28 protein-coding genes are annotated in these 26693 nt (G+C 59.7%); 18 read left to right on the forward strand and 10 right to left on the reverse strand.

Annotation, left to right across the window (positions count from 1 at the left end; genetic code table 11):
* Window positions 1-34: 34 nt before the first annotated feature.
* Complete coding sequence (locus ACLHDD_RS00985; RefSeq protein WP_427102568.1) at window positions 35-1543, reverse strand: NCS1 family nucleobase:cation symporter-1; 1509 nt, start codon at window positions 1541-1543, stop codon at window positions 35-37.
* Window positions 1544-1687: 144 nt separating this feature from the next.
* On the opposite strand from ACLHDD_RS00985, the gene ACLHDD_RS00990 reads away from it, so the two are divergent.
* The 3 genes from ACLHDD_RS00990 to puuE are packed head-to-tail and all read left to right on the forward strand — an operon-like array spanning window position 1688 to window position 4126.
* Complete coding sequence (locus tag ACLHDD_RS00990; protein WP_427102569.1) at window positions 1688-2410, forward strand: GntR family transcriptional regulator; 723 nt, start codon at window positions 1688-1690, stop codon at window positions 2408-2410.
* Window positions 2407-3138 carry an allantoin racemase gene (gene hpxA / locus ACLHDD_RS00995; RefSeq protein WP_111140124.1) on the forward strand — a complete coding sequence of 244 codons (732 nt, stop codon included), beginning with the start codon at window positions 2407-2409 and terminating at the stop codon, window positions 3136-3138. The genes ACLHDD_RS00990 and hpxA overlap by 4 nt, the downstream gene beginning before the upstream one ends.
* Before the next feature lie 34 nt (window positions 3139-3172).
* Window positions 3173-4126, forward strand: a complete 954-nt coding sequence (gene puuE / locus ACLHDD_RS01000; protein ID WP_427102570.1) for an allantoinase PuuE — start codon at window positions 3173-3175, stop codon at window positions 4124-4126.
* Window positions 4127-4171: 45 nt separating this feature from the next.
* On the opposite strand, the gene hpxZ is transcribed toward puuE, so the two are convergent.
* The 4 genes from hpxZ to ACLHDD_RS01020 are packed head-to-tail and all read right to left on the reverse strand — an operon-like array spanning window position 4172 to window position 7727.
* Complete coding sequence (gene hpxZ, locus ACLHDD_RS01005; RefSeq protein ID WP_427102571.1) at window positions 4172-4552, reverse strand: oxalurate catabolism protein HpxZ; 381 nt, start codon at window positions 4550-4552, stop codon at window positions 4172-4174.
* Window positions 4552-5949 (reverse strand): AtzE family amidohydrolase, encoded by a 1398-nt coding sequence (locus ACLHDD_RS01010; protein WP_427102572.1) that lies wholly within the window; start codon window positions 5947-5949, stop codon window positions 4552-4554. The genes hpxZ and ACLHDD_RS01010 overlap by 1 nt, the downstream gene beginning before the upstream one ends.
* A complete protein-coding gene (gene hpxX, locus ACLHDD_RS01015; RefSeq protein ID WP_427102573.1) occupies window positions 5946-6128 on the reverse strand; it encodes an oxalurate catabolism protein HpxX in 183 nt (60 codons plus the stop codon). Before hpxX ends, ACLHDD_RS01010 begins: the two co-directional genes overlap by 4 nt.
* 12 nt (window positions 6129-6140) lie before the next feature.
* Window positions 6141-7727: a gamma-glutamyltransferase family protein gene (locus ACLHDD_RS01020; RefSeq protein WP_427102574.1), complete on the reverse strand. Its 1587-nt coding sequence runs from the start codon at window positions 7725-7727 to the stop codon at window positions 6141-6143.
* Window positions 7728-7865: 138 nt separating this feature from the next.
* Here ACLHDD_RS01020 and hpxU point away from each other — a divergent pair, with 138 nt between their 5' ends.
* The 9 genes from hpxU to uraH all read left to right on the forward strand — a co-directional run bounded on the left by hpxU (window position 7866) and on the right by uraH (window position 15065).
* Window positions 7866-8705 carry a MurR/RpiR family transcriptional regulator HpxU gene (hpxU, locus tag ACLHDD_RS01025; RefSeq protein ID WP_427102575.1) on the forward strand — a complete coding sequence of 280 codons (840 nt, stop codon included), beginning with the start codon at window positions 7866-7868 and terminating at the stop codon, window positions 8703-8705.
* Window positions 8706-8896: 191 nt separating this feature from the next.
* Window positions 8897-9682, forward strand: a complete 786-nt coding sequence (locus ACLHDD_RS01030) for a transporter substrate-binding domain-containing protein (protein WP_427102576.1) — start codon at window positions 8897-8899, stop codon at window positions 9680-9682.
* 10 nt (window positions 9683-9692) lie between these two features.
* Window positions 9693-10361 carry an amino acid ABC transporter permease gene (locus tag ACLHDD_RS01035; protein WP_427102577.1) on the forward strand — a complete coding sequence of 223 codons (669 nt, stop codon included), beginning with the start codon at window positions 9693-9695 and terminating at the stop codon, window positions 10359-10361.
* The gene (locus ACLHDD_RS01040) at window positions 10361-11017 is read left to right on the forward strand and encodes an amino acid ABC transporter permease (protein ID WP_427105148.1); all 657 of its coding nucleotides are present in this window, start codon (window positions 10361-10363) and stop codon (window positions 11015-11017) included. The genes ACLHDD_RS01035 and ACLHDD_RS01040 overlap by 1 nt, the downstream gene beginning before the upstream one ends.
* Complete coding sequence (locus ACLHDD_RS01045) at window positions 10998-11729, forward strand: amino acid ABC transporter ATP-binding protein (RefSeq protein WP_128086601.1); 732 nt, start codon at window positions 10998-11000, stop codon at window positions 11727-11729. The genes ACLHDD_RS01040 and ACLHDD_RS01045 overlap by 20 nt, the downstream gene beginning before the upstream one ends.
* A gap of 21 nt (window positions 11730-11750) precedes the next feature.
* Window positions 11751-12986 carry a pyridoxal-phosphate-dependent aminotransferase family protein gene (locus tag ACLHDD_RS01050; RefSeq protein ID WP_427102578.1) on the forward strand — a complete coding sequence of 412 codons (1236 nt, stop codon included), beginning with the start codon at window positions 11751-11753 and terminating at the stop codon, window positions 12984-12986.
* Window positions 12983-14236, forward strand: a complete 1254-nt coding sequence (gene hpxK, locus ACLHDD_RS01055; RefSeq protein WP_427102579.1) for an allantoate amidohydrolase — start codon at window positions 12983-12985, stop codon at window positions 14234-14236. Before ACLHDD_RS01050 ends, hpxK begins: the two co-directional genes overlap by 4 nt.
* Before the next feature lie 2 nt (window positions 14237-14238).
* Window positions 14239-14733 carry a 2-oxo-4-hydroxy-4-carboxy-5-ureidoimidazoline decarboxylase gene (gene uraD, locus ACLHDD_RS01060; protein ID WP_427102580.1) on the forward strand — a complete coding sequence of 165 codons (495 nt, stop codon included), beginning with the start codon at window positions 14239-14241 and terminating at the stop codon, window positions 14731-14733.
* Window positions 14730-15065, forward strand: coding sequence for a hydroxyisourate hydrolase (gene uraH / locus ACLHDD_RS01065; protein WP_427102581.1), 336 nt, complete (start codon window positions 14730-14732; stop codon window positions 15063-15065). Before uraD ends, uraH begins: the two co-directional genes overlap by 4 nt.
* A gap of 23 nt (window positions 15066-15088) precedes the next feature.
* On the opposite strand, the gene ACLHDD_RS01070 is transcribed toward uraH, so the two are convergent.
* Together ACLHDD_RS01070 and ACLHDD_RS01075 are read right to left on the reverse strand one after the other, a co-directional pair.
* Window positions 15089-15856: an amidohydrolase gene (locus tag ACLHDD_RS01070; protein ID WP_427102582.1), complete on the reverse strand. Its 768-nt coding sequence runs from the start codon at window positions 15854-15856 to the stop codon at window positions 15089-15091.
* Window positions 15844-17004, reverse strand: a complete 1161-nt coding sequence (locus ACLHDD_RS01075) for a pyridoxal phosphate-dependent aminotransferase (RefSeq protein ID WP_427102583.1) — start codon at window positions 17002-17004, stop codon at window positions 15844-15846. Before ACLHDD_RS01075 ends, ACLHDD_RS01070 begins: the two co-directional genes overlap by 13 nt.
* Window positions 17005-17354: 350 nt before the next feature.
* On the opposite strand from ACLHDD_RS01075, the gene ACLHDD_RS01080 reads away from it, so the two are divergent.
* Genes ACLHDD_RS01080 through ACLHDD_RS01090 form a run of 3 tightly spaced genes read left to right on the forward strand, consistent with a single transcriptional unit; the run spans window position 17355 to window position 19193 of the window.
* Window positions 17355-17969 (forward strand): methylthioribulose 1-phosphate dehydratase, encoded by a 615-nt coding sequence (locus tag ACLHDD_RS01080; protein WP_427102584.1) that lies wholly within the window; start codon window positions 17355-17357, stop codon window positions 17967-17969.
* The gene (gene mtnC / locus ACLHDD_RS01085) at window positions 17966-18682 is read left to right on the forward strand and encodes an acireductone synthase (protein WP_427102585.1); all 717 of its coding nucleotides are present in this window, start codon (window positions 17966-17968) and stop codon (window positions 18680-18682) included. Before ACLHDD_RS01080 ends, mtnC begins: the two co-directional genes overlap by 4 nt.
* Window positions 18651-19193 (forward strand): 1,2-dihydroxy-3-keto-5-methylthiopentene dioxygenase, encoded by a 543-nt coding sequence (locus tag ACLHDD_RS01090; RefSeq protein ID WP_427102586.1) that lies wholly within the window; start codon window positions 18651-18653, stop codon window positions 19191-19193. Before mtnC ends, ACLHDD_RS01090 begins: the two co-directional genes overlap by 32 nt.
* A gap of 54 nt (window positions 19194-19247) precedes the next feature.
* Here ACLHDD_RS01090 and mtnA read toward each other — a convergent pair whose 3' ends face one another.
* Complete coding sequence (gene mtnA / locus ACLHDD_RS01095; protein ID WP_427102587.1) at window positions 19248-20270, reverse strand: S-methyl-5-thioribose-1-phosphate isomerase; 1023 nt, start codon at window positions 20268-20270, stop codon at window positions 19248-19250.
* Between the two features lie 121 nt (window positions 20271-20391).
* Here mtnA and mtnK point away from each other — a divergent pair, with 121 nt between their 5' ends.
* On the forward strand, window positions 20392-21591 hold the full coding sequence (gene mtnK, locus ACLHDD_RS01100; protein WP_427102588.1) for an S-methyl-5-thioribose kinase: 1200 nt from the start codon (window positions 20392-20394) through the stop codon (window positions 21589-21591).
* A gap of 93 nt (window positions 21592-21684) precedes the next feature.
* Here mtnK and fadE read toward each other — a convergent pair whose 3' ends face one another.
* Window positions 21685-24135 carry an acyl-CoA dehydrogenase FadE gene (gene fadE, locus ACLHDD_RS01105; protein WP_427102589.1) on the reverse strand — a complete coding sequence of 817 codons (2451 nt, stop codon included), beginning with the start codon at window positions 24133-24135 and terminating at the stop codon, window positions 21685-21687.
* A 243-nt stretch (window positions 24136-24378) separates the two neighbouring features.
* Here fadE and lpcA point away from each other — a divergent pair, with 243 nt between their 5' ends.
* Together lpcA and ACLHDD_RS01115 are read left to right on the forward strand one after the other, a co-directional pair.
* Window positions 24379-24957, forward strand: a complete 579-nt coding sequence (gene lpcA / locus ACLHDD_RS01110; protein WP_427102590.1) for a D-sedoheptulose 7-phosphate isomerase — start codon at window positions 24379-24381, stop codon at window positions 24955-24957.
* Window positions 24958-25007: 50 nt separating this feature from the next.
* Window positions 25008-25775 (forward strand): class II glutamine amidotransferase, encoded by a 768-nt coding sequence (locus ACLHDD_RS01115; RefSeq protein WP_427102591.1) that lies wholly within the window; start codon window positions 25008-25010, stop codon window positions 25773-25775.
* Here the strand turns inward: ACLHDD_RS01115 and dpaA are convergent.
* The gene (dpaA, locus tag ACLHDD_RS01120; RefSeq protein ID WP_313654237.1) at window positions 25746-26492 is read right to left on the reverse strand and encodes a peptidoglycan meso-diaminopimelic acid protein amidase; all 747 of its coding nucleotides are present in this window, start codon (window positions 26490-26492) and stop codon (window positions 25746-25748) included. The two genes, ACLHDD_RS01115 and dpaA, sit on opposite strands and share 30 nt — an antisense overlap.
* Window positions 26493-26693 lie beyond the last annotated feature (201 nt).

Raw genomic sequence — 26693 nt, forward strand, 5'->3', positions numbered from 1 at the left:
CCGATTCAGAAATGAATCGGCTTTTTGCTGTCTGCTATTCGACGGCAGCCTGTTTGTTTGGCGTAATGCTTTCGTGAGTCCAGCGTGCGTCATCCGTCGCTTCACGCTCTTCACGGGCGATGAAACGATAGCAGCCTGCGGCCAGTGCGACACCGATAAACCAGCTGAAGTTTGCTACCTCATGCAGGGAGGGAATAAAGCTGATTACCAGACAGATCGCCACCGACGGCAGCAGCGCGGCAATGGCTTTGGGATTGAAGCCTCCGCGATACCAGTAACGGCCTGACGGCGTGTCATTGAACAGGTCGTCGACTGAGATACGTCCACGTTTAATCAGATAGAAATCGGCCAGTAAAATCCCGAACAGCGGCCCGATAAAGGATCCCAGCACGTCAAGGGTGTAGTGGATCAGCTCAGGTGACTGGAAGAGGTTCCACGGCGTCAGCAGCACCGAGCCTACCGCCGCGATCATGCCACCGGTTCTGAAGCTGATTTTCTGCGGTGAACAGTTGGAAAAGTCAAACGCGGGCGAGACAAAGTTCGCCACGATATTGATGCCAATGGTGGCGGTAATCATGGTCAGTAATCCAATCGCCACGGCCAGATCGTTGCCGACCATGCTGACCGTTTCGATCGGATCGGTGATCATTTTGCCAAACAGCGACTGCGTTCCGGAAACGATCACCACCGTCACGATGGAGAAGAGCAGGAAGTTAAACGGCAGGCCCCAGCGGTTGCCGCGACGGATCGCTGACATGTTTTTGCCGTAGCGTGAGAAGTCACCGAAGTTCAGCAGCGGTCCGGAGAAGTAGGAGACGACCAGCGCCGTCGCCGTGATCATCTGCCATGTCTGTTCACCCGGTGAAAGCGATTTGCTGGCGAGAGTAAAGGAGATCCCCTCAAAGCCGGTCTGGTATACAATCCAGCCCGCCAGTGCCGCCATCACCACATAGACCGCCGGCCCGGCCACGTCGATAAACCGTTTAATCGCGTTCATGCCGTGCCAGAACACCATCGCCTGCAGCAACCACATCACCCCGAAACAGCACCAGCCCAGCAGCGACAGCCCCAGCCAGTGCGGCTCTGTCATCGGGGTCAGCGACGGTGCAAATTTCAGCAACACCAGCATCAGCGCATTCGCCGCCAGCCAGGTCTGGATGCCATACCAGGCAAACGCTATTAATCCACGGATCACCGCCGGGATGTTCGCGCCAAACACGCCAAATGCCTGACGACAAATCACCGCATAAGGCACGCCCGCCATCTGGCTCGGTTTTGCCACCAGATTGGCACAGAGCTGTACAATGCAGATCCCCGCCAGCAGGCAGAGCAGCACCTGCCAGCTGGCGAGCCCCAGCGTAAAGAAGCTGGCGGCCACCACATAGCCGCCCATGCTGTGTACGTCCGACATCCAGAAAGAGAAAATGTTGTACCACGACCAGTTCTGATCGCGCGTGGGGGCCAGGTCCTCGTTACAGAGCCGTGGGCTGTAATGGGTACTGGTTTCAGAGGCCGCGCTGGCCACCCTGGAATGTTCTGGCATAAAACCTGCTCCTCTAACCGAGAGTGAAATGAATAATCTGGTAAAGGGGTATTGCAGGATTCAGGCCAGATCTCGTTTTTTGTATACAATAATTTCTCTTCACGTATACGATAGGTGGCAGGCAGAGAGCGATCGGAGCAGGTAATGACGAATAAAACAGGCCAGCATGACGCGGGCAGGCTGCAGGATAAAGATGAAAGGATTTACCAGGCGCTGATGAACGCCATCGTTGAGCACCAGCTGCCGCCAGGCAGCAGATTGCCGGAAGAGGCCCTTTCCGGCGTCTTTGGCGTCAGCCGCACCGGCATCCGCAAAGTGCTGCAACGCCTCGCGGCGGTGCAGATGGTGGCCCTGACGCCCAAACGTGGTGCGCAGGTCGCGACGCCGGGTGTCGACGAGGCGCGGGAGATCTTCATCACCCGCAGCTTAATAGAATGCGGCAATCTGCCCGCCGTGCTGGCGCATCTTCAGCCGCCACATCTGGTGGCGCTGGAACAGCTCATCGCGCAGGAGAATCAGGCGCACGCCAGCCATGATGGCCCGGCCGCCATCCGCCTTTCGGCGGCGTTTCATATTCAGTTGCAGGCGATTTCCGGTAATCAGGTGCTGACCGGCATGGTCACCAGCCTGACACAGCGATCATCGCTGGTCATTGCCGCGTACGGCGCACCCTGGCAGCGGGGCTGTCGCTGTGACGACCACGCTACGCTGCTGCATCAACTGCGTGCGCGTGCGCTTCATCCGCTGACAGAGGCGCTGCAGCACCATTTTGATCACATCGTTTCCAGCCTGCACTTTGAGCGCAGCGGTGAAACCCTTCCCGATTTTTCCCGGCTGTTTGCCGCAGACTTCGGAGCGGTCTCATGAGCATCATTCAGGTTATCAACCCCAACACCAGCCTGGCGATGACCGAAACCATCGGTCAGGCTGCACGGGCCGTCGCCGCGCCGGGCACGGAGATTCTGGCTGTTTCACCCTCGCAGGGCGTGCCCTCAATCGAAGGGCATTTCGACGAAGCGATCGCTGCCATCGGTGTGCTGGAGCAGGTTAAGCTGGGCAGGGCGCAGGGCGTCAGCGGCCATGTTATCGCCTGCTTTGGCGATCCGGGATTGCTGGCGGCGCGCGAGCTGGCCAGCGGCCCGGTGATTGGTATTGCCGAAGCGGCAATGCACACCGCCACGCTGCTGGCGACCCGGTTCTCTATCGTCACCACGCTGCCGCGCACGCTGATCATTGCGCGCCATCTGCTGCAGCAGTATGGCTTTACCCATCACTGTGCCGCACTGCATGCGATCGATTTGCCGGTCCTGGCGCTGGAAGATGGCAGCGGTCTGGCTCAGGAAAAAGTGCGGCAGCGTTGTATACAGGCGAAACGTGAAGATGGCAGCGGCGCGATCGTGCTGGGCTGTGGCGGCATGGCGACGCTGGCAGCGTCGCTGACCCGGGAACTCGATATGCCAGTAATCGATGGCGTCAGTGCAGCGGTGAAAATGGTGGAGTCGCTGGTGGCGCTGGGCTTTGGCACCAGCAAACAGGGCGATCTGGCCTGGCCTTTGCAGAAACCTCTCTCAGGTGCCTTTGAGCATCTAAACTAACGGAACTTTCCAGACTTAAGACAGGAAGCGAGTGATGACTGACGCTGCAGAGAAGAAAGAGTACAGTTTTAACAAAAACTATCCGCGCGATTTAATCGGTTATGGTGCTCATCCGCCGCACGCCGCCTGGCCAGGCAACGCCCGCGTGGCGGTGCAGTTTGTCCTGAACTATGAAGAGGGGGCTGAAAACAGCGTGCTGCACGGCGATGCCGGGTCAGAGCAGTTCCTCTCCGACATCATCGGTGCCGCCAGCTACACCGAGCGACACATGTCGATGGAGTCGCTGTATGAGTATGGGTCCCGCGCCGGGTTCTGGCGTATCCACAACGAGTTTCAGAAGCGCGGTCTGCCGCTGACGGTATTTGGCGTCGCGATGGCGCTGGCACGTCATCCGGAGATCGTGGAGGCGATTAAGCAGGCCGATTATGATGTGGTCAGCCACGGCTGGCGCTGGATCCACTATCAGGGCATGGATGCAAAAACCGAACGTCAGCACATGCAGCAGGCGGTCGATGTGCTGGTGGATCTGTTTGGTAAAGCGCCCACCGGCTGGTACACCGGACGCGACAGCCCGAATACCCGTCGTCTGGTGGTGGAGCAGGGGGGCTTCAGCTATGACAGCGACTACTACGGCGACGACCTGCCTTTCTGGACTCAGGTGACCTGTCAGGATGGCACGGTGAAACCACACCTGATCATCCCCTACACCCTGGAGTGCAACGACATGCGCTTTGCCACACCGCAGGGATTTAATACCGCCGACCAGTTCTTCACTTATCTGCGTGACAGTTTCGACGTACTGTATGAAGAGGGGGAAACCGCACCGAAGATGATGTCGATCGGCATGCACTGCCGCCTGCTGGGACGGCCTGGCAAATTCCGCGCGCTGCAGAAATTCCTCGATCACATTCAGCAGCACGACGATGTCTGGATCTGTACCCGCCAGCAGATTGCAGACCACTGGATCGCGACGCACCCGGCGCCCTGATACGGTGATGACGCCTGGCCTTTTCGGGCTCAGGCGTCTGAAGGCTTAGCTCATCAGGCTGACCTGCGCGGCCACGATGCACCAGCCGTGCGGCATCCGTACCCAGGTCTGCTGCTGGCGGCCCGTTTTGTCGCTGCCGGCGCGGGTAAATTCGGTGCTACAGACTGCATAATCCTCGCCAAAGGTGGTGATGACGGTATTTCGCAGTGTCCGGTCCAGCCCGGCTGACGGGCGCGCGGCGCGGAACGCGCGGATCGCGTCAATGCCATACAGATTCTCACCCGCGCCGAGGCGCACGGTGCGCGCGTCATGCCAGAACAACGCATCCAGTTCGTCCACATCATTGCTGACCAGCGCCTGCTCGTAGCGATAAAACTGCGCCGTCACCTCGCTGAGCACCTGCGGTAAATTAATCTCTCTGTTCATCAGGCTCCTGCCATATTGATTTGCGGTATCGTAATGCCCTGTTGTTCCAGTGCCCAGGCGGCGCGTAGCACAGCCTCTTCGTTAAATGGACGGGCGATAAGCTGTAAGCCAATTGGCAGGCCGCTGCGGGTGGCCAGCGGCACGGTGCAGACCGGCAGGCCCAGGAAGGAGATTGGCTGCGTCAGCATGCCCATACTCGCTTTAGCCGGCAGCGATTCGCCCTGAATCGACAGCGTCTGCTGACCAATCGCGATCGCGCTGCAGGGGGTCGCCGGGGCGATCAGCACATCGAAATGGTCGAACAGCGGTAACACCTGCTGCTGAAAATGGCGACGAAAACGCTGTGCCTGCACATACCAGGCGCCCGGCATTATCGCACCGGCCAGCAACCGCTCGCGTGAGTTCGGTTCAAACTGCTCAGGCATCTGGCGCAGGGCGGGCAGATAGTGATTGCCGCCTTCTGCGGCAGTCATGATAAACGCTGCCGAGCGTGCCAGCTCCGCCTCCGGCATCAGCACCTCTTCATGCGCGTTCAGCGCGGTCGCAACGACCGCGACGGCCGCGCGGGCATCCTCATCGCACCAGCGGGCAAAAAAGCCGCCAAGCACACCGCAGCGTAAGCCTTCGCTGCCCAGTGCCAGCGAAGGCAGCGTGGCGGCCTGTGGATGCGTAGCCTGAAACGCATCGGCGGGATCGGCACCCTGTAACTGGTCATAGACCAGCGCAAGGTCATCCACCCGGCGGGCCAGTGGGCCGATATGATCAAGGCTGGCGACAAAAGGATGGCTGCCGCTGCGCGAGAGGCGGCCAAAGGTGGGTTTAAGGCCAAAGATACCGCACAGCGAGGCAGGCACCCGAATCGAACCGTTGGTGTCGGTGCCCAGCGAAAAATGCACCAGCCCGGCGGCCACGGCCGCGGCGGAGCCACCGGACGAGCCGCCCGCCACGCGGCTGAGATCGCGGGGATTGCGCGTCGCGCCATAGTGGCTGTTCTCAGTGGTAAAGCCGTAGGCATAGGCATCCATATTCAGCATGCCCGACAGCAGGGCGCCCGCGTGGCGCAGTTTATCGACAGCAAAGGCATCCGCCTGCGCGACCGGACGATCGCGGAACAGGCTGGCTCCGGCCAGCGTGCTGTGACCCGCCACATCAAACAGGTTTTTCACGGCATAGGGAATGCCCGCCAGCGGCGGCAGCGGCTCGCCGCGCTGCCGCTGTGCATCGACCGTCCGGGCTTCCTGCAGCATGCGTGGCCCGGTGACCTCCGTCCAGGCATTCAGCGCCGGATTGTGCTGTTCAATGGCCTGCAGTGTCTGCTGCGCCACCTCATGCGCACTGATCTCACCCTGGCGGATCGCCCGCTGCAGGGTCTGAATTGAAACGTCACTTAAGTTCATGCCTGATAGACTCCTGCGACTTCAAGCCGGTCATCCAGCGGAAACGCCATCAGCGGCGCCGCCATCTCCGCAATGCGCGAAAGCTGGATCAGCAGCTCAGCGCGCCGGGCCTCATCCAGTTCCAGCTGCAGGATCTGCTCCATATAGCCGATGTAGCCGGCCCAGTCGTGTTGATTCATGATGTGCTCCTGTTAAAAACCGGCGGCGCTGCCGTTGCTGCGCGGATCGCTGGCGCCTTCGAACATACCGTTGCTGTGCCGCACGATGGCACCGGCATGGCCCACGGATTCGCTGAAGTCCGGCAGCAGCTCCACCTCATGTCCCCACTGACGCAGCCGCGAAACGGTTTCGGCGTCAAAGCGGCCTTCCAGTTTCAGCGAGTCGGACGACTGCCCCCAGGTGCGGCCCAGCAGCCAGCGCGGCGCACTTACCGCCTGCTGAAGCGGCAGACCCTGAATCACATGGCGGGTAAAAATCGCCGCCTGGGTCTGCGGCTGCCCGTCGCCGCCCATCGCGCCATACACCAGCGTACGGCCATCTTTCAGCCGCGCGGCGGCGGGATTCAGGGTATGAAACGGCTGCTTGCCGGGCGCCAGCGCCAGCAGATGATCCGGGTCGAGGCTGAATGCAGCGCCCCGGTTCTGCCAGATGATGCCCGTGCCAGGCAGCACCACACCGCTGCCAAACTCGTGGTAAATGCTCTGAATAAAGGAAACAGCCAGCCCGCTGCTGTCCATGACGCCCATCCAGACGGTGTCGCCCGGGCCGCGTCCCTGGCCCCAGGCGGCGGCGTCACCATCCGCAATCTGGCTGGCCAGTGTGGCAAGGTGATCACTGTCGAGCAGCGCCTGCAAATCTTCTTTAACGTGGCGCGGATCGGTGATGTGCTTATCGCGCAGCGCAAAGGCTTTTTTAGTGGCCTCTACGATACGGTGCACCGTCTGTGCGTCATCCGCGTCGGCCATCTCCAGACGGTCGGTAATGCCGAGGATTGCCAGCGATACCATGCCCTGGGTGGGCGGGGTGATATTCCAGATGTCACCTTCGCTGTGGGCGAGATGCAGCGGCGTTGTGCGGCGTGCGCGATGCTGCTGAAGGTCCGCCAGCGTAACTGGCATACCCAGCGTGGCCATCTCATCGGCCATAGCGTGCGCCAGCTCACCACGATAGAAGCTGTCGAGCCCCTGTTCGGTCAGCAGAGAAAGGGTCTGCGCCAGGGCCGGCTGGGTAAAACGGCTGCCTGGCTGCGGCACGTTGCCATCGGGCATAAAAGTGGCGCTGAAGCCAGGCTGATGCTGCAGTTCGTGGCAGAATGTGGTGGTCGCAGCGGTCTGTGACGCCGTGACCGGAATACCGTCGGCGGCGTAGCGGATGGCATCCCGCAGCAGGCGCGCCAGCGGCAGCATCGGGCTGCCCATCTCTGCAGAGATCGCCAGCGCCTCCTGCCAGCCACTGACCGTACCGGCGACGGTCAGCGCCGCTTTCGGCCCGCGATGGGGGATCGTCGGATGATCTGCATAGAAGTCGCAGTGAGCCAGCGCACCGGCTGCGCCGCTGGCGTCGATAGCCACAGGCTCCCCGTTGGGCGGCAGAATCAGCCAGAAGCCGTCACCGCCAAGTCCGTTCATATGCGGATAGACCACGGCGATGGTCGCCGCCGCCGCTACCATCGCCTCAATGGCGTTACCGCCATCACGCAGCACCGCCAGCGCACTTTCACTCGCCAGATGGTGCGGGGTCACCGCCATCCCCTGCGGGGCCATATTGCTCTGAATCATCTTTCACTCGTTCTTCGGGTAACAGAATCCCTGATGAAGCAAGAGCTGTTCCAGTTTTCATCCCGAACGAGGATTGCGGCGATTAACCTGGCGTAAATTGTGCTAGCTTCTGCTGAAACAAAAGTTACAGGACGGGTTATGAAACAGCTTGATGAACGACTCAGAAGTCACTATCCCCAGCTTTCGCCGCAGGAGCAGCGTATTGCCGACTTCGTTTTTGATCACTTCGACGATCTGATCAGCTACAACAGCGCCGAGCTGGCACGGCTTAGCGGCGTGTCGAAAGCCACGGTCAGTCGGCTGTTTAAGCGTCTGGGCTATGAAAAATATAAGGACATGCGCGATGAGTTGCGCATTCTGCGTCAGAGCGGTATGCCACTCACGGATAACCGTGATGCCGTGCAGGGCAACACGCTGCTGGCACGTCATTACAAACAGGAGATGGCTAACCTGACGCAGTGGGTCAACAGCCTGGATGCCCGGCAGTTCAGTGAGGTGGTCGGGCAGATGGCGCAGGCGAAGCGTGTCTTTATCATCGGCATGCGCAACGCCTATCCGGTGGCGTTGCACCTGCGCCAGCAGCTGGTGCAGGCGCGTTCGCAGGTCTTTATCCTGCCGCAGCCGGGCCAGACGCTGGCTGAGGAACTGGTGGATATCACCCCGGAGGATATGGTGGTGGTGGTAGCCTTTCGTCGTCGTCCCCGCATCATCCGGCCACTGATGCAACAGTTACAGGCCGCCGCGGTGCCGGTGCTGGTGCTATGTGAGCCGCAGGCGCAGACGGTGATGGCGCTGGCGCGCTGGCAGCTCTGTACGCCGCTGGACAGCGTCTCCGCCTTCGACAGCTACAGCGCCGCCATGAGCCTGGTCAATCTGCTGGCAAATGCGCTGCTGCATGAAACCCTGGCCCAGGGACGTCAGCGTATTCATCAAATCGCGGACCTTTATCAGCAATTTGACGAGCTGGAGCACCGTTAACAGGCACCATTCTGGTGCTTTGCCCCATTTCAGTTCATCCCCGCTGTGGCGTAATTGCCCTGATTACGCCCGGATTCCTCCCTGAGTCGCCCGGTTTATCGCTTTTTTTCTGACAGGCCGGGTTGGCACATTAGTTGCAGATTCCAGTTCAAAGAATCTTTTGTTTCACGTTAATCTCACCGGGGTGCATAATGAAAAAAGATTTGATAGCGGTTGCTGCAGCGGCATTACTGATGGCTCAGGCGGGAAGCGCACTGGCCGATCAACTGCAGGATATCCAGAAGCGCGGCGTCATCCGCGTTGCCGTACCGCAGGATTTTCCGCCATTTGGTTCGGTCGGCACCGATTTGCAGCCGCAGGGGTATGACATCGATATGGCGAAATACCTGGCAAAGCAGATGAAACTTAAGTTGCAGCTGGTGCCGGTCAGCAGTGCCAACCGCGTGCCTTACCTGCAGACCGACAAGGTTGATCTGGTGATCTCCAGCATGGGTAAAAATGCCGAGCGCGAAAAAGTGATCGACTTTACCCGTGCCTATGCGCCGTTCTTCCTGGGCGTCTTCGGGCCAAAAGGCGATGAAATTAAGACGGCAGCAGCCCTCGGCGGCAAGTCGATTGGCGTCACGCGCGGGGCGGTGGAAGATATGGTACTGAGCGACGTGGCACCGAAAGATGCGCAGGTGAAACGTTATGAAGATAACAACACCACGCTGTCCGCGTATCTCTCCGGTCAGGTGCAGTATGTCGCCACCGGCAACCTCGTGGTCGCCGCGATTGCGCGTCAGAATCCGGCCAAAGCGCCCGTCGCGCAGTTTATGCTGAAAGATTCACCCTGCTTTATCGGCCTGAAGAAAGATCAGCCTGCGCTAAAAGCGAAAGTGAATGAACTGATTGAGCAGGGCATTAAAGATGGCACCCTGAATAAACTTTCTGAAGCGTGGCTGAAAGCGCCGCTGCCTGCGAACCTCGGCGCCTGAGGAACGATTCATGACCGGGCAACTTAACTTTCCCGCCCTGTGGCCTTACTGGCCGGAGCTGCTTTCCGGCCTCTGGGTCACCATTCAGCTCACGCTGCTGGCGACGACCGGCGGCGTGGCGATTGGGATTGCGGGCGCGGCGCTCCGCAGCGGCAAACCGGGCTGGATGAGCCGCCTCTGGGGCGTCTATGTCGAGCTGATCCGCAATACGCCGTTTGTCGTGCAGCTGTTCTTTATCGTGTTTGGTCTGCCGGCGCTGGGGCTGAAGCTGACGGCGGGTGAGGCGGCGCTGCTGGCGATGCTGATCAACCTTGGGGCTTACAGCACAGAGATCATCCGTGCCGGGATTCAGGTGACGCCGAAAGGGCAGTGGGAAGCGGGACGAGTGCTGGGCTTAACCCGCAGCCAGACCTTTCTGCGGGTGGTGCTGCCTCCGGCGCTGCAGCGTATTTATCCGGCGCTGGTCAGCCAGTGCATCATCGTCATGCTGGGCTCGTCGGTGGTGTCGCAGGTCTCCTATGAGGAGCTGACCTTCGCCGCTAACCTGATCCAGTCGCGCACCTTTTTAAGTTTTGAGGTCTATCTGGTGACCACGCTGATCTACCTGGCGTTGTCGATCGCCATGCGCCATCTGCTGCTGGCGATTGGCCGTAAATGGTTTGGAGTGCAGCCATCATGATGACGACCTTTTCCGACTGGGACATTCTGCGCAACCTGCTTCTGGCGGCGCGCTGGACCCTGTTACTGTCGCTGGTGGCCTTTGTCGGCGGCACGCTGGTGACACTGCCGCTGCTGTTTATGCGCCTGCTGCAGCGCCAGTGGCTGACGCGCGTTATTCGTGGCTACACCGCGCTATTTCAGGGCACGCCGTTGCTGATGCAGCTGTTCCTGGCCTTTTTCGGTGTCGGCCTGTTCGGCATTGATGTTGCCCCCTGGACTGCGGCGTCGCTGGCGCTGACCTTCTACACCAGCGCTTTTCTGGTCGACATCTGGTACGGCAGCATCCGCGCCTTGCCGAAAGGGCAATGGGAAGCGTCGCGCTGCCTTGGCCTGAATTTTGGCCAGACGCTGTGGCGGGTGATTGCCCCGCAGGCAATCCGCATCGGCATCGCGCCAACGGTGGGGTTTGCCGTCCAGGTGATCAAGGGCACCGCGCTGGCGTCGATTATCGGTTTTATCGAGCTGACTAAAGCGGGCACCATTCTGAACAACGTGACCTATCAGCCGTTCAAGGTCTTCGGGCTGGTGGCGCTGGGCTACTTCCTGATGTGTTATCCGCTGTCCCGTTACAGCCAGTATCTGGAGAAAAAATTCAATGCCGCTCATCACCATTAATCAGGTGCAAAAATATTACGGCGACAACCATGTGTTGAAAGGCGTGGATCTGGATATCGACATGGGCGAGGTGATCTCGATCATCGGTCGCAGCGGGTCGGGAAAAAGTACGCTGCTGCGCTGCATGAACGGGCTGGAGGGCTACCAGGAGGGCAGCATCAAGCTCGGCGGGATGACCATTACCGATCGTGATTCGCAGGCGCGTGAAATCAGCCGTTCGGTCGGGATGGTGTTTCAGAACTTCAACCTGTTCCCGCACATGACGGCGCTGGAGAACGTAATGCTGGCCCCGCGCCGGGTGCTGAAAAAGAGTGACGCCGAATGCCGGGCGCTGGCGACGCAGATGCTGGAAAAAGTCGGGCTGGGCGAACGGCTTAACTACTATCCGGGCAGTCTTTCCGGCGGTCAGCAGCAGCGGGTGGCGATCGCCCGTGCGCTGGCGATGACGCCGAAAGTTTTACTCTGTGATGAGATCACCTCCGCGCTCGATCCCGAACTGGTTGGCGAAGTCCTCAAGGTCCTGGAGCAGCTGGCGGCAGAGGGGATGACGCTGATCCTCGTCACGCATGAAATGAATTTCGCCCGCGACGTGGGCGACCGTGTGGTCTTTATGCATCAGGGGCGCGTCTGGGAGCAGGGTGACAGCAAAACGTTGTTCGCTCAGCCGCAGTCGCCGGAGCTGAAACAGTTTATCTCTTCAGTTCGCCTCTGAGCCTCATAAAAGGAAATGATGATGGATATGACTAAATTCCCGCAACTGAATCCGCCACAGCGTCTGCTGATGGGGCCGGGGCCGATTAACGCCGATCCCCGCGTGCTGCGCGCCATGTCGAGTCAGCTGCTGGGTCAGTACGATCCGGCGATGACCCACTATATGAACGACGTGATGGCGCTCTATCGCGGTGTATTCCGCACGGAGAACCGCTGGACACTGCTGATCGATGGCACCTCACGCGCCGGTATTGAGTCGATTCTGCTGTCGTCTATCCGGCCGGGTGACAGAGTGCTGGTGCCGGTGTTTGGCCGCTTCGGTCATCTGCTGTGCGAAATTGCTCGCCGCTGCCGCGCCGAGGTTCACACCATTGAAGTCCCCTGGGGCGAGGTCTTTACACCCGATCAGGTGGAAGAGGCGATCAAAAAAGTGCGGCCGCGTCTGCTGCTCACGGTACAGGGCGACACCTCAACGACCATGCTGCAGCCGCTGGAGCAGCTGGGAGCGATCTGCAAACGCTATGGCGTGCTGTTCTATACCGATGCCACCGCGTCGCTGGCGGGTAACCCGCTGGAAACGGATGCCTGGGGGCTGGATGCCGTGTCGGCAGGGATGCAGAAGTGTCTGGGCGGACCCTCGGGCACCTCGCCGATCACCCTGAGCGCGGAGATGGAGGCGGTGATCCGCAAGCGCAAATGCGTGGAGCAGGGGATCCGTACGGAGGCGCATCAGGATGGCGAAGAGGAGATGATCTACTCCAACTATTTCGATCTCGGCATGATCATGGATTACTGGGGGCCGGAGCGGCTTAACCACCATACCGAAGCGACCAGCGCCCTGTTTGGCGCGCGCGAGTGCGCCCGTCTGATCCTGCAGGAGGGGCTGGACAATGGCATCGCCCGTCACAAACTGCATGGCGATGCGATGCTGAAAGGCATTCAGGGAATGGGTCTGGAAACCTTTGGCGACCTGAAACATAAAATGAATAACGTGCTGGGCGTGATGATCCCGTCCGGCGTCAATGGCGACCAGGTGCGCAAGCTGATGCTGGAGGATTTTGGCATTGAGATCGGCACCTCGTTTGGTCCGCTGCATGGCAAGGTCTGGCGCATCGGTACCATGGGTTACAACGCACGGAAAGATTGCGTGATGCAGACCCTGTCGGCGCTGGAGACGGTACTGACTCACCTCGGTTATCGCACACCGCAGGGCGCTGGCGCCCAGGCCGCGTGGGATCACTACGGGAGTCACGCATGATGATGAGCGCCAGCGAAGCCCGGGTCGCTGCAGAGCGCGTGATGGCGCGCTGCGATGTGCTGGCGGCGATCAGCGAAACGGCAGAGGGACTGACCCGCGTCTACCTGTCACCGGAGCATCTGCGTGCCAACGCCTGCGTTGGTGAGTGGATGCAGGCGGCGGGCATGCGGGTATGGCAGGATGAGGTCGGCAATATCTGTGGACGTTACGAAGCGGCTGACGCAGGCGCGCCTGCGCTGCTGCTGGGTTCACATCTGGACACCGTGCGCAACGCGGGACGTTACGACGGGATGCTGGGCGTGCTCAGCGCCATCGAAACCGTACAGTGGCTGCATGACCATCAGTGCCGGCTGCCGCTGGCCATTGAGGTGATTGGTTTCGGCGACGAAGAGGGCACCCGTTTCGGCATTACGCTGCTCGGCAGTCGCGGGATTACCGGCAGCTGGCCGCAGAGCTGGATCACGCATCCGGACGGCAACGGCATCACGGTGTCGCAGGCGATGGCCGATATCGGTCTCGACAGCAGTCAGATCGCCGCCGCCGCACGCCGGGTTGAGGATATCGTCGGCTATCTTGAATTGCATATTGAGCAGGGACCCTGCCTGGAGCAGGCGGACCTGGCGCTGGGCGTCGTCACGGCAATCAACGGTGCGCGCCGCCTTAACTGCCGGTTTACCGGAGAGGCAGGGCATGCGGGCACGGTGCCCATGACCCATCGCAAAGATGCGCTGGCTGCCGCTGCAGAGTGGATGGTCTTTATTGAGCAGACCACCCGGGAGCAGGATCCCCAGCTGGTGGCCACTGTCGGCACCCTGAACTGCGCGCCGGGCGCGGTGAACGTCATCCCGGGCGACGTGTCGCTGTCGCTGGATGTGCGCGGCCCGCAGGATAATCCGCTGGAGGCACTGCTCTCCAGCCTGTTAACCCAGGCGGAGGCGATTGCGCTGCGGCGCGGACTCCGTTTTGAGTCGAACGAATATTACCGCATCGGGGCCACAGCCTGTGACTCCGCGCTGCAACAGGCGCTGAGTCACGCGGTGGAAACGGTGCAGGGGCGTACACTTTCACTGCCGAGCGGCGCCGGACACGACGCCATCGCCATCGCCGAACGCTGGCCAGTCGGGATGCTATTTGTGCGTAACCATCGCGGCATCAGCCACCATCCGGCGGAGTCGGTGGCGGTGGCGGATGTGGCGCCTGCACTGCAGGCTTATCTGCAGGCGGTTTCGCTGATTGCCGGACGGAGCTGAAGATGGAATTAGCCGCATTTAATCAGCTTTCCGCCGATGAGGCCCGGGCCGCCATCCGGCACTGCGTGGCCATTCCTCACTGGCAGCAGGCGCTGGTGGCCGCCCGGCCTTTTTACAGTAAAGCGGCGCTGCTGGCGGTAGCCGATACGCTGGCCCGCCAGTGGCAGCAGCCTGAGTTACAGGCCGCGCTCACGGCCCATCCCCGCATCGGTGAGCGCGCAGAGGGCGCGGATAAAGAGGCGGCTCTGTCGCGTGGCGAGCAGTCTGCGATGCAGCAGGCTGGCCACGCCCTGCAGCAGGCGATGCAGCAGGGCAATCAGGCGTATGAAGCGCGCTTTGGCCGGGTGTTTCTGATCCGCGCGAAAGGGCGCAGTGGCGAAGAGATGCTGGCGGCGCTACAGCGCCGGTTGCAGAATAGCGAGGCTGACGAACAGCAGGAGACGCTGGAGCAGCTGCGGGAAATCACCCTGTTACGCCTGAAGGAGACGATTCAATGAGCACCATCACCACCCACATTCTGGACACGGCGCTGGGCAAACCCGCCTGTGGCGTCGCGATTTCCCTGGAGCAGAACAGCCCTGAGGGCTGGTTTCCGGTTGCGGAGGGGGCGACCGACAACGACGGGCGGCTGAAAGATCTGACGCCCGAACCGCTGTCGCCCGGTCACTACCGGTTAACCGCCGAAATCGGCGACTATTTTGCCGTCGCCGGTCGGGATGCGCTCTACGTCAGCGCGCAGATCGATTTCGTGATTGCCGAGGCGGGCAGCCATTTCCACCTGCCGTTTCTGATCTCGCCCTGGTCCTGGTCAACCTATCGCGGCAGCTGAGGCGCGGACTGCCGCGTCAGGCCTTACAGGGAAAAGCGATCTGCATCCTGCCAGGCCGGGAAGCGCTCGCGGTAGGCGTTGAGCGTCTCCAGCGACAGTTCGGCGTCCAGCCGCGCGCGCTGATACGGCTCCGCTTCACTGAGGATCTCGCCCTGCGGGGAAATAATCTGGCTGTCGCCGCTGTAGTGATGCTGATTGCCGTCGCTGCCGACGCGGTTGCAGCCCGCCACATAGGCCTGATTTTCAATGGCCCGTGCTAACAGCAGCGCCTGCCAGTGCCGCGCACGTGGCGCAGGCCAGTTGGCGACGTAGAGCGCCAGATCGTAATCGTTGCGGTTGCGTGAGAAGACCGGAAAGCGAAGGTCATAGCAGATCTGCGGCAGGATGCGCCAGCCGCGCCACGCAAACACCTGGCGCTTTTCGCCGGGCAGATAGTGATGATGCTCATCTGCCATCCGGAACAGGTGACGCTTATCATACTGCTGCACCGTGCCGTCGGGCGCGACCAGCAGGAAACGGTTTACCGCGCCGTGATCGGTCTGGATCGCCGCGCTGCCGCCAATCAGGGCATCGGTGCGCCGGGCATGCTGATGCAGCCACTCAATCACCTGCACCTCGGGCAGCGAGCTTTTCGCGGCCTCCATCGCAAAGCCGGTGGTAAACATCTCCGGCAGGATAATCAGATCGCGGCCGGTGAGGCTGGCCAGCTGCGCATCGAAATGGCGCAGATTGGCCTCGCCATCCATCCAGCTCAGTGTTTCCTGCAATAGCGTAATTTTCAAAGCTGACATAAGCGCTCCGCGGCGGCATCCAGGGTCGCCGGCTGTTTAGCAAAACAGAGGCGAATCAGTTTATGAGGGAAAGGCTCGGCGCAGAACACCGAGAGCGGGATCGCCGCGACGCCTGCTTCGCGGGTCAGCCACTGGCAGAAGCTCACATCATCCAGGTCGGAGAGGGCGCTGTAATCCGCCAGCAGGAAATAGGTGCCCTGGCAGGGTAAAACTTTAAAGCGGCTGGCGGTCAGCGCCGTTGCCAGCCGGTCGCGGCGGTCGCGATAAAACGCTGGCAGCGTATGATAATGTTCCGGATGTTCACGCAGCATATCCGCAATCGCCAGCTGCGCCGGGGTATTCACCGAGAAGGTCAGATACTGATGCACCTTGCGCAGCTCAGCGCTGATCGCCGCAGGCGCAACGCAGTAACCCACTTTCCAGCCGGTTACATGGAAAGTCTTGCCAAACGAGGAGACTGCGACGGCCCGCTGACGCAGTTCAGGATGGGCCAGCACGCTGGCGTGGCCCGCTTCATCGAAGCAGATATGCTCATAGACCTCGTCGCTCAGTACGTAAACCGGCCGGGCGGCAATCGCCTGCCACAGCGCGGCGAAATCCTGCTGCTGCCAGACGGTGGCTGACGGATTGTGCGGCGTGTTCAGGATCACCAGCCGGGTTTTATCACTCAGCAATTCAGCAAAGGCCGTCCAGTCGACACGGAAGGCGGGCGGCTGCAGCGCAATGCGTTTCATGATACCGCCCGACAGCGCGACCGCAGGCGCATAGCTGTCGTAGCTGGGATCAAAGCAGATCACCTCATCGCCCGGCCGCACCAGCGCGGTAATCGCTGCATAGAGCGCCTCGGTGGCACCCGCCGTCACCGTCACCTCTGTCTCAGCATCGGGCCGGTAGTCATAGAGCAGCGCGGTTTTCTCAGCAATCGCCTCACGTAACGGCAGCACACCGGTCATCGGCGCATACTGGTTCGCGCCCTGGCTGACGTGAAACGCCAGCCGCTGCTGCAGATAGTCGGGACCGCTGAAATCAGGAAAGCCCTGCGAGAGGTTGATGGCGTTGTGCTGCTGAGCCAGCGCACTCATCTGGCTGAAAATCGTGGTGCCGAGTAAAGGAAGCTTACTTTCGGGTATCAGATTGTGCTGCGTCATGGTGTCAGGCCTTAAGCGCGAAGTGTGATGCGGTGTCACCCGGGGTTTGTGCCACTATAAACAGGATGGTAGTATTTGGCAATCAAGACGCTTAGACGGCTAAATGCGTCATGCTCCGCACTTCAGCGGTGTTGGCTACGCGTGCTTACCCCGGTCACTGACTGATGTCAGCTTCCGGGGATGCGCACACTTGCCGCCTTGCTGAGATGCGGATCATCTGACAGGACCCGGAGAAGATGAGTTGAAAGCGGGATGCTCAGGCTAAAAACCTGACCACAACGGTGGGTACTTTTTTCGCTTTTACCCTTAGTTACGTCACCCGGTATTACATTTCACCGCAAGGAAACATTATGTCGCAGACTCTTCCGTTAGATCAGCTGGTTGCTGCCTGTCACTGGATTGGGGCGAAAGGCTGGGCGCCGGCCACCGGCGGGAATATGTCCGTGCGTCGCGATGCGCATGTCTGCCTGCTGAGTGAATCGGGCAAAGACAAAGGCACGCTGACGCGGGATGATTTCATCGAGGTCGATATCGCCACCAGCCAGTCACTGTCGGGCCGTAAGCCGTCAGCCGAAACCGGCCTGCACACGATGATCTATCGCCTCTTTCCCGAGGCGGGCGCGGTGCTGCACACCCACACGGTCAATTCGACCGTGCTGTCACAGGTGGAGCAGGGGGCGGCGCTGTTGCTGCATGGCTATGAGATGCAAAAATCGTTAAGCGGACAGCAGACGCATCTGGATACCGTGGCGATCCCGGTGTTCGACAACAGTCAGGATATCGTGGCGCTGGCGTCCGACATTGAGGATTATGCCGCCCGGTTTCCGCTGCGCTATGGCTTTCTGCTGCGCGGCCACGGCTTAACCTGCTGGGGCCGGGACGTCAGCGAAGCACGCCGTCATCTGGAAGGTCTGGAATTTTTATTTGAATGCGAACGTCAACGTCGCCTGCTGGAGAGAGCATGATTCACGCTATTGTCACCGATATTGAAGGCACCACCAGCGATATCCGCTTTGTACATAACATCCTGTTCCCCTTTGCGCGTCAGCATCTGCCCGCGTTCGTGCGCGACCATGCCGATCAGCCTGAGGTTGCTGCGGCACTGCAGTCGGTGCGTGATGAAGCCGATCAGCCAGCGGCCGATCTGGCGGCGGTGACGGCGATCCTGCTGGATTTCATGGATCAGGATCGCAAATCTACCGGCCTGAAAGCTCTGCAGGGTATGATCTGGCGCGACGGCTATCTTAACGGCCGTTTTACCGGTCATCTCTATCCTGACGTCGTGCCTGCGCTGCGCGGCTGGAAGGCGCAGGGCATTGAACTCTATGTATATTCCTCCGGCTCGGTGGCGGCGCAGAAATTGTTATTTGGCTACAGCGACGAAGGTGATATTACTGGCCTGTTCAGCGGCTATTTTGACACGCACGTCGGGGCCAAGCGTGAGGTCGCCGCCTATCGTGCGATTGCCGCTGAGATTGGCCGGCCAGCGGAGCAGCTGCTGTTTCTCTCCGATATTCATCAGGAGCTGGATGCGGCCGCAGAGGCGGGCTGGCAGACGCGGCAACTCCTGCGTGGCGAGGTGGATCCAGAAAGCCGCCATCGTCAGGTCACTGATTTTTCCCAGATTAACCCGGAGTCGATTCAGGATGAGTGCACTGACTATTTTTACCGATCGTGATGCCGCGCAGCCAGTGTGGCACAGTACCGATGCAGAGGCGATTCGCGATCGCCTGAACACCAAAGGCGTTCGTTTTGAACGCTGGGAAGCAGATCGTGATCTGGGTGATAACCCGGACGCCGACACCGTTATCAGGGCTTATCAGCACGCCATCGATCGGCTGGTGGCAGAGAAGGGCTATCAAAGCTGGGATGTCATCAGCATGCGCGCCGACAATCCGCAGAAAACCGTGCTGCGCGAGAAATTTCTCAACGAGCATACGCACGGCGAAGATGAGGTACGCTTCTTTGTCGAGGGGGCCGGACTCTTCTGTCTGCATCTGGATGGCGAGATCCTGCAGATCCTGTGTGAAAAGAACGATCTGATCTCGGTGCCAGCGGGCACGCCCCACTGGTTTGACATGGGGTCGTCACCGCACTTCACCGCGATCCGTATTTTCGATAATCAGGAAGGCTGGGTAGCGAACTTTACCGGCGACAGGATCGCGGATGCCTATCCGCGTCTGGCGTAACCGATCAGCCTGCGATTGAGGCGTCGGGCAGCCTGGCCCGCGCCTCAGAGAGCTTTAACGTGGCTGAAAGAAGCCGTCCCGCACCTGATCGGGTGTCACCACGCCGGTGTCCAGTATCCAGCCGCTGATCAGGGCGGCAGGCGTGACATCGAACGCCGGATTAAAGACCTTCGCCGCCTCAGGTGCCCACTGAACGCTGCCAAAGCTGCCGGCAACGCCTGTGACTTCGCTGGCAGCACGCTGCTCGATCGGAATCGCCACGCCATCAGGACAGTGGCGATCCAGCGTGGTATGCGGAGCCGCGACGTAGAACGGAATCTGATGATAGTGGGCCAGTACCGCTAGGCTGTAGGTGCCGATTTTGTTCGCTACATCGCCATTGGCGGCAATGCGGTCCGCGCCGACCCAGACCGCATCCACCTCGCCGCGTGCCATCAGGCTGGCGGCCATGGCGTCGGCAATCAGGGTGTAGGGCACCTCCAGTTCACCCAGCTCCCAGGCCGTCAGCCGTCCTCCCTGAAGCAGCGGGCGGGTCTCATCCACCCAGACATTTTTCACCCGACCCTGCTGATGCGCCCGTGCGATGACGCCCAGTGCGGTGCCGACACCTGCCGTGGCCAGTCCGCCGGTATTACAGTGGGTCAGGAGCTGGCTGTCGGGTTTCACCAGCGTACAGCCCGCCTCAGCGATGGCGTCACACAGCTGTTTATCTTCCTGTACCAGCCGCCAGGCCTCATTCGCCAGCGCGGACGCAAAATCCGGCTGCGCCAGCGCCACTTTCATCCGATCCAGATTGTTCATCAGATTGACTGCGGTAGGGCGGGCAGCGCGCAACGTCTCCAGCGCCTGCGTCAGTTCAGTGCGTGCCGAACCCTGGCCAGCCAGCAGCGCCAGCAGCAGCGAGGCGGAAAGGCCGATCAGCGGCGCACCACGCACCCGCAACGCATGAATATGTTCAATCAACTGCGGCACACTGTGCGCGGGCAGCCAGTTTTTTTGCTGCGGCAGCGCCTGCTGGTCAAGGATCCAGAGCTGATTGTCACGAACCTGTAAACTGGTAGTTTTAAGTGTCTGCATTGTGGGTGAAATCCATGTTGCGTTAATGAGAGGTATTGTGCCAACATGCTGAACGGATGTATAGACGTCTGAACGGCTTATTATACCCGGTCATCCCCCTTCGACTGATGAGGAACAGGCAATGTCGCAATACCATACCTTTACTGCTGCTGATGCTGTGGACTATGCCCGGCAATTTAGCGGTGTGGACAATCCTGCTGCACTGAGCCGGGCAGAAGAGATTGGTGATGGCAACCTCAATCTGGTGTTTAAGATCTATGACGATCAGGGCATCAGCCGGGTGGTGGTCAAGCAGGCGTTACCCTATGTGCGCTGCGTTGGCGAGTCATGGCCGCTGACGCTGGATCGGGCCCGGCTCGAAGCTCAGACGCTGGTCGAGCACTACAAACATTGCCCGCAGCACACGGTGCAGATTACGCATTACGATGCGGACCTGGCGGTGATGGTGATGGAGGATCTCTCCAGCCATCGCATCTGGCGCGGTGAACTGGTGAAGGGCGCTCACTACCCGGAAGCGGCCCGACAGTTAGGCGTTTATCTGGCAGACACTCTGTTCCATACCTCCGATTTCGTTCTGCATCCGCACCAGAAAAAAGCGGAAGTAGCGCGTTTCATCAATCCGGAAATGTGCGAAATCACCGAGGATCTTTTCTTTAACGATCCCTACACCAACCATGAGCGCAACAGTTATCCCGCCGCGCTGGAATCGCTGGTGGCCACTCTGCGCACCGACGATGCACTGCGCATTGCCGTGGGCGGTCTGAAACATCGCTTCTTTGCGCACGCCGAAGCGCTGTTGCACGGGGATATCCACAGCGGCTCGATTTTTGTAGCGGATGGCAGCCTCAAGGCGATTGATGCGGAATTTGGCTATTTTGGCCCCATCGGTTTTGATGTCGGCACCGCTATCGGAAACCTGCTGATTAACTACTGCGGCCTGCCGGGGCTGCTGGCGCCGCGCGAGGCGGCCGATGCACGCGAACAGCGCCTCAGCGATATACACACCCTCTGGACGACGTTTGCCTCACGTTTCCTTGCGCTGGCGGCAGAGAAAACCCGCGATCAGGCACTGGCTTACCCGGGCTACGCGGAAGCGTTTCTGCGAAAAGTGTGGACCGACACGATAGGTTACTGCGGAACTGAACTGATTCGCCGCACGGTGGGGATGTCACACGTTGCGGATATGAAGCTGATCGCCGATCCGGCGATGCGTACTGACTGCATCCGCAATGCGATTAACCTGGGCCGCACGCTGATTCTGGCGGCGGATCATGTAGACGATGCGGATGCGCTGATTGCCCGCATCCGTCAGGCGGGATAAAAAAAGCCGACAGGATGTCGGCTTTCGGGTAAAGCAAAACGCTCATCGCTTTACGTTCAGTACCCGGAGCCGACATCACATCGGCTCCGGAAGCTACGCCGCCTCGCTGGTCCGTGAGGCAGGCTGAGGCGCTTTCTCCGGCACCGGCACCGCCAGTGCGTCCGGCTCAAACTCATCGACGTTGATCGACCGCAGACGGCTCACTTCGGCACGCTGCAGAATCTCAGCCTCCTGCGCATCGATCCAGCCCTGCTCCAGCCCGCGTTTCGCCAGCGCATCCAGCCGGGTAAAGGAGAGATGCTGTTTCGTCTGTTTGCACAGCCGGTCATGAATCACCTCGGCGGCCATCACATCCTGCAGCGCCTGTTCCAGCTGACCGGCAGGGTTATTTTCACCCGGCGTCAGGTACATGCCACGGCCCAGGCGGCTGCGGGTCGCGGAGGGCTGCTGCAGCATTTTCGCCAGCTGATGATCCAGACGGTCAGACGGCGCAGGGCAGTGGTGTCCGCCCGCGAACAGGGTCATCCGCAGCGCGCCTGCCACCAGTCGGTTCGGGAAGTTACGCAGCAGATCGTCCATCGCCTCTTCAGCCTGATGCAGCGCATCCTGTACGCCCCAGTGCACCAGCGGCAGATCGGCTTCGTGACGGCCCTCATCGTCATAGCGTTTCAGGGTCGCTGAAGCGAGATAGAGCTGACTCAGCACATCACCCAGACGCGCCGAGATACGCTCACGCCGCTTAAGGCTGCCGCCCAGCACGGCCATTGATACATCAGAGAGCAACGCCAGGTTCGCGCTGATGCGGTTCAGGTGCTGATAGTAACGGCGGGTGCTGTCGCGGGTCGGGCTGGCGCTGGTCCGGCCGGCGGTGATCCCCAGCCACAGACTGCGCATGGCGCTGCTGCCAACATGGCCGATATGACTGAACAGCGCCCGATCAAAGGCGTTAACGTCATTGCTGGCGGCCGCCGCCATCTCCTGCAGAACATAGGGGTGACAGCGGATAGCACCCTGACCGAAGATGATCATGCTGCGGGTCAGAATATTTGCGCCTTCCACCGTGATAGCGATAGGCGCACCCTGATAGGCGCGAGCCAGGAAGTTGCTGTTGCCAAGCATGATGCCTTTGCCCCCGGCAATATCCATGGCGTCGATAATGGCGCGCTGACCGCGATGGGTGCAGTGATATTTCACAATCGCCGACAGCACCGCCGGTTTTTCACCCTGCATAATCCCGGCGGTAATCAGCGTGGCCGCGGCGTCCATCACATAAGCGTTTCCGGCGATGCGCGCCAGCGGCTCCTCGATTCCTTCCATCTTGCCGATAGAAAGACGGAACTGACGGCGGATGTGAGCATAGGCCCCGGTTGCCAGCGCCACCGTTTTCAGGCTGCCGGTTGAGTTTGACGGCAGTGTAATGCCGCGACCCACCGACAGACACTCCACCAGCATCCGCCAGCCCTGACCGGCCATTTCCGGTCCACCGATAATATAGTCAATCGGCACAAAGATATCTTTGCCGCGCGTCGGACCGTTCTGGAAAGGTACGTTCAGTGGAAAGTGGCGATGACCAATCTCCACGCCCGGCGTATTCGTCGGGATCAGCGCACAGGTAATGCCCGGATTTTCGTTGTCGCTGAGCAGATGTTCCGGATCAGAGAGTTTGAAGGCCAGGCCCAGTACGGTCGCGATCGGTGCCAGCGTAATATAGCGTTTGTTCCAGGTCAGGCGCATACCCAGCACCTGTTTACCCTGCCATTCACCCATGCAGACCACGCCGGTATCAGGGATTGCCCCGGCATCTGAACCCGCTTCCGGGCTGGTCAGCGCAAAACAGGGGATCTCATCGCCGCGCGCCAGGCGCGGTAAGTAGTGATTTTTCTGCTCTTCAGTGCCGTAATGCTGCAGCAGTTCGCCCGGGCCGAGTGAGTTAGGTACGCCCACGGTGATCGCCAGAATGCCGGACACCCCCGCCAGTTTTTGCAGCACGCAGGCCTGCGCATAGGCGGAGAAATCGAGTCCGCCATACTCTTTCTTGATGATCATCGCGAAGAAACGATGCTCTTTCAGATAGGCCCAGAGTTCCGGCGGCATATCGGCCAGCTCATGGGTGATCTGGAAATCGTTGGCCATGCGGCACGCTTCCTCAACCGGGCCGTCGAGAAACGCCTGCTCCTCAGCGGTCAGACGCGGCTGCGGATAATTGTGCAGCTTCTGCCAGTCCGGTTTGCCCTGGAACAGATCGCCTTCCCACCAGGTGGTGCCCGCATCGATCGCCTCTTTCTCGGTGCGCGACATGGGTGGCATCACCTTTTGGAAACGCTGGAAGATCGGCGCTGAAAACAGGCTGCGACGCAGTGACGGCAGGTTAAACGGCAGCAGAATGATCGCCAGCGGCAGCAGCAGCCATGGCGTCCAGAGGTGAGCGACAGCCATTGCGGCGGTCCAGAGCAGCAGGATCGCGCTGCTGAGCCGTAACGACAGGCGGTGATAGAACAGGGCGCCAATCAGCGCCACCGTAGCAAGTATCGAAACAACCATCATAGTGAACCGCTCCAAGTAGTAAGAGGTCTGACCTGTTATAAAGAGAGGTTTAAAGCAGATGGCGCTATTTATCAATTTGTTTACATCGCAATTACAACCTGCCTCACAAAATCCTTGCTCTGTGCGTTTTTTCATCAGCGGCTGCGGTCAGAATCGCCGCCACGGCCAGGCATGACGCTTTGCGCTGACGGACCATTCCGTTAAACTTGCTGCGATTAACCTCTCCTACAAAAGGACACCCCTATGTACCAGGACATCATCCGCGCTGAGCTTAATGAAGCTGCTGATACGCTGAACAAATTCCTCAGTGACGATGCCAATATCCATGCGATCCAGCGTGCTGCGGTGCTGCTGGCTGACAGCTTCAAAGCAGGCGGCAAGGTGCTTTCCTGCGGTAATGGCGGCTCACATTGCGATGCGATGCATTTCGCTGAAGAGCTGACCGGCCGTTACCGTGAAAACCGTCCTGGTTATCCGGCCATCGCCATTTCTGATGTCAGCCATCTCTCATGCGTCAGTAATGATTTCGGTTACGACTATGTCTTTTCACGCTACGTCGAAGCGGTAGGGCGGCCAGGCGATGTGCTGCTGGGCCTTTCCACCTCTGGCAACTCCGCCAACATCATCAGGGCGATTGAGGCAGCGCGTGCGCAGGGGATGAAAGTGATCACCCTGACCGGTAAAGATGGCGGTAAGATGGCGGGCAGTGCCGACATTGAAATCCGGGTGCCACACTTTGGTTATGCCGATCGCATTCAGGAGATCCACATTAAAGTGATCCATATCCTGATGCTGTTGATCGAAAAAGAGATGGTGAAGTAATTGCGCTGGCCTCCCGCTTACGGGAGGCGGCTTAATCTAAGGCGGTGGCTATGTGCGAATTGCTCGGGATGAGCGCCAATGTTCCCACGGATATCTGTTTCAGCTTTACCGGACTGGTTCAGCGTGGCGGTGGAACCGGGCCTCACAAAGATGGCTGGGGCATTACCTTCTATGAAGATAAAGGCTGCCGTACGTTTAAAGATCCGCTGCCGAGCTTTAACTCGCCGATTGCGCGTCTGGTGCAGGAGTACCCCATTAAATCGCACTCGGTGGTGGCACACATCCGCCAGGCGAACCGGGGTCAGGTATCGCTGGAGAATACGCATCCGTTTACCCGCGAGCTGTGGGGCCGCAACTGGACCTATGCGCACAACGGCCAGCTCAAAGGCTATCGCCAGCTGGAAACCGGCACTTTCCGGCCGGTCGGCGAAACGGACAGTGAAAAGGCATTCTGCTGGATCCTGCATCAGCTGGCCATGCGCTATCCGCGCACGCCGGGCAACTGGCCTGCAGTGTTTCGTTTTATCGGGGAGCTGGCGGGAACGTTGCGGCAAAAAGGGGTGTTTAACATGCTGCTGTCAGATGGCCGTTATCTGATGGCTTTTTGCTCGACTAACCTCTTCTGGATCACCCGACGTGCACCCTTTGGCCGGGCGCAGCTGCTGGATCAGGATGTGGAGGTCGATTTTCAGCAGCACACCACGCCGCATGACGTGGTGACAGTGATTGCGACGCAGCCGCTGACGGCCAATGAAACCTGGCAGCGGATTGCGCCAGGTGAATGGGCCTTATTCTGTCTTGGAGAGCGCCAGGAATGAGCGTGAAGCGGCTTCGGGACTGGCTAAAACCGGTGCCGGGCTGCTGTTCATCACATATTTTCCGCTGGCGACGTTCACTACCGGCGGCTGGTGATACTTCGCAAAGTAAGCGTATCCCGGCTGCAGCTGCTGCCAGAAACTGGCGTAGGTGGAGTAGCGGTGACGCTGCATATTGCTGTCAGTCATCCGGAACGGATAAATACTGATGCTGATATCCTGCTGACCGTTACGCAGCGCGGCATTCACATACGTAAAAATCTCATCCATATAGGCGTTGGTCATGGCATAGCAGCCAATTGACTTACAGTCGCCATGAATCATCAGGTAGTTGCCGCTGTAGCCCTGATTCCGGTCATACTGATTGGGAAAGCCGATGTTGATCGCGCGATAAAAGCGGCTGTCCGGCTTCAGCTGATTCAGCTTCACGTTGTAAAAACCTTCCGGGCTTTTGAAATCACCTTCGCGGCGTTTCGGGCCGAGGCCACCTGAAAAATTACAGATGCGGTAGGTATCCAGCAGGCGGTATTCGTTACCAATTTTGCCGTAAAGTTCGAGTGTGCGTTCTTCCTTGAAGATCTGGATATAAACCGGCGTGCCAAGTAACTGTTTCTTTAATTCTTTACTGACCGGTGCCGCCGTCTGAACGGGTTCGGGAGTCATTGCCATGCTGAGGGCTGGCAGTAAAATCATCGCAAACAGGAGTGCGATTTTGCCCATGCTGTGTGTACCTTGAGGTGAAGAGAACATGACGCAAATTGTGCGTCTCTGCTTGCATTATCGGAACTGTCCGCTACCGCAGCGCAACATTAAACATTGTCTGTTTTTTTAGCAAGACGCTCCCCGCCAAATTCGCGAATTACGGGCAGATAATCGGCCAGAAATTTGTAAACGTTAATCCTTAACGTAACAGAGATTGCA

The sequence above is a fragment of the Pantoea sp. NSTU24 genome, assembly GCF_050157905.1.
Lineage (GTDB): Bacteria > Pseudomonadota > Gammaproteobacteria > Enterobacterales > Enterobacteriaceae > Pantoea.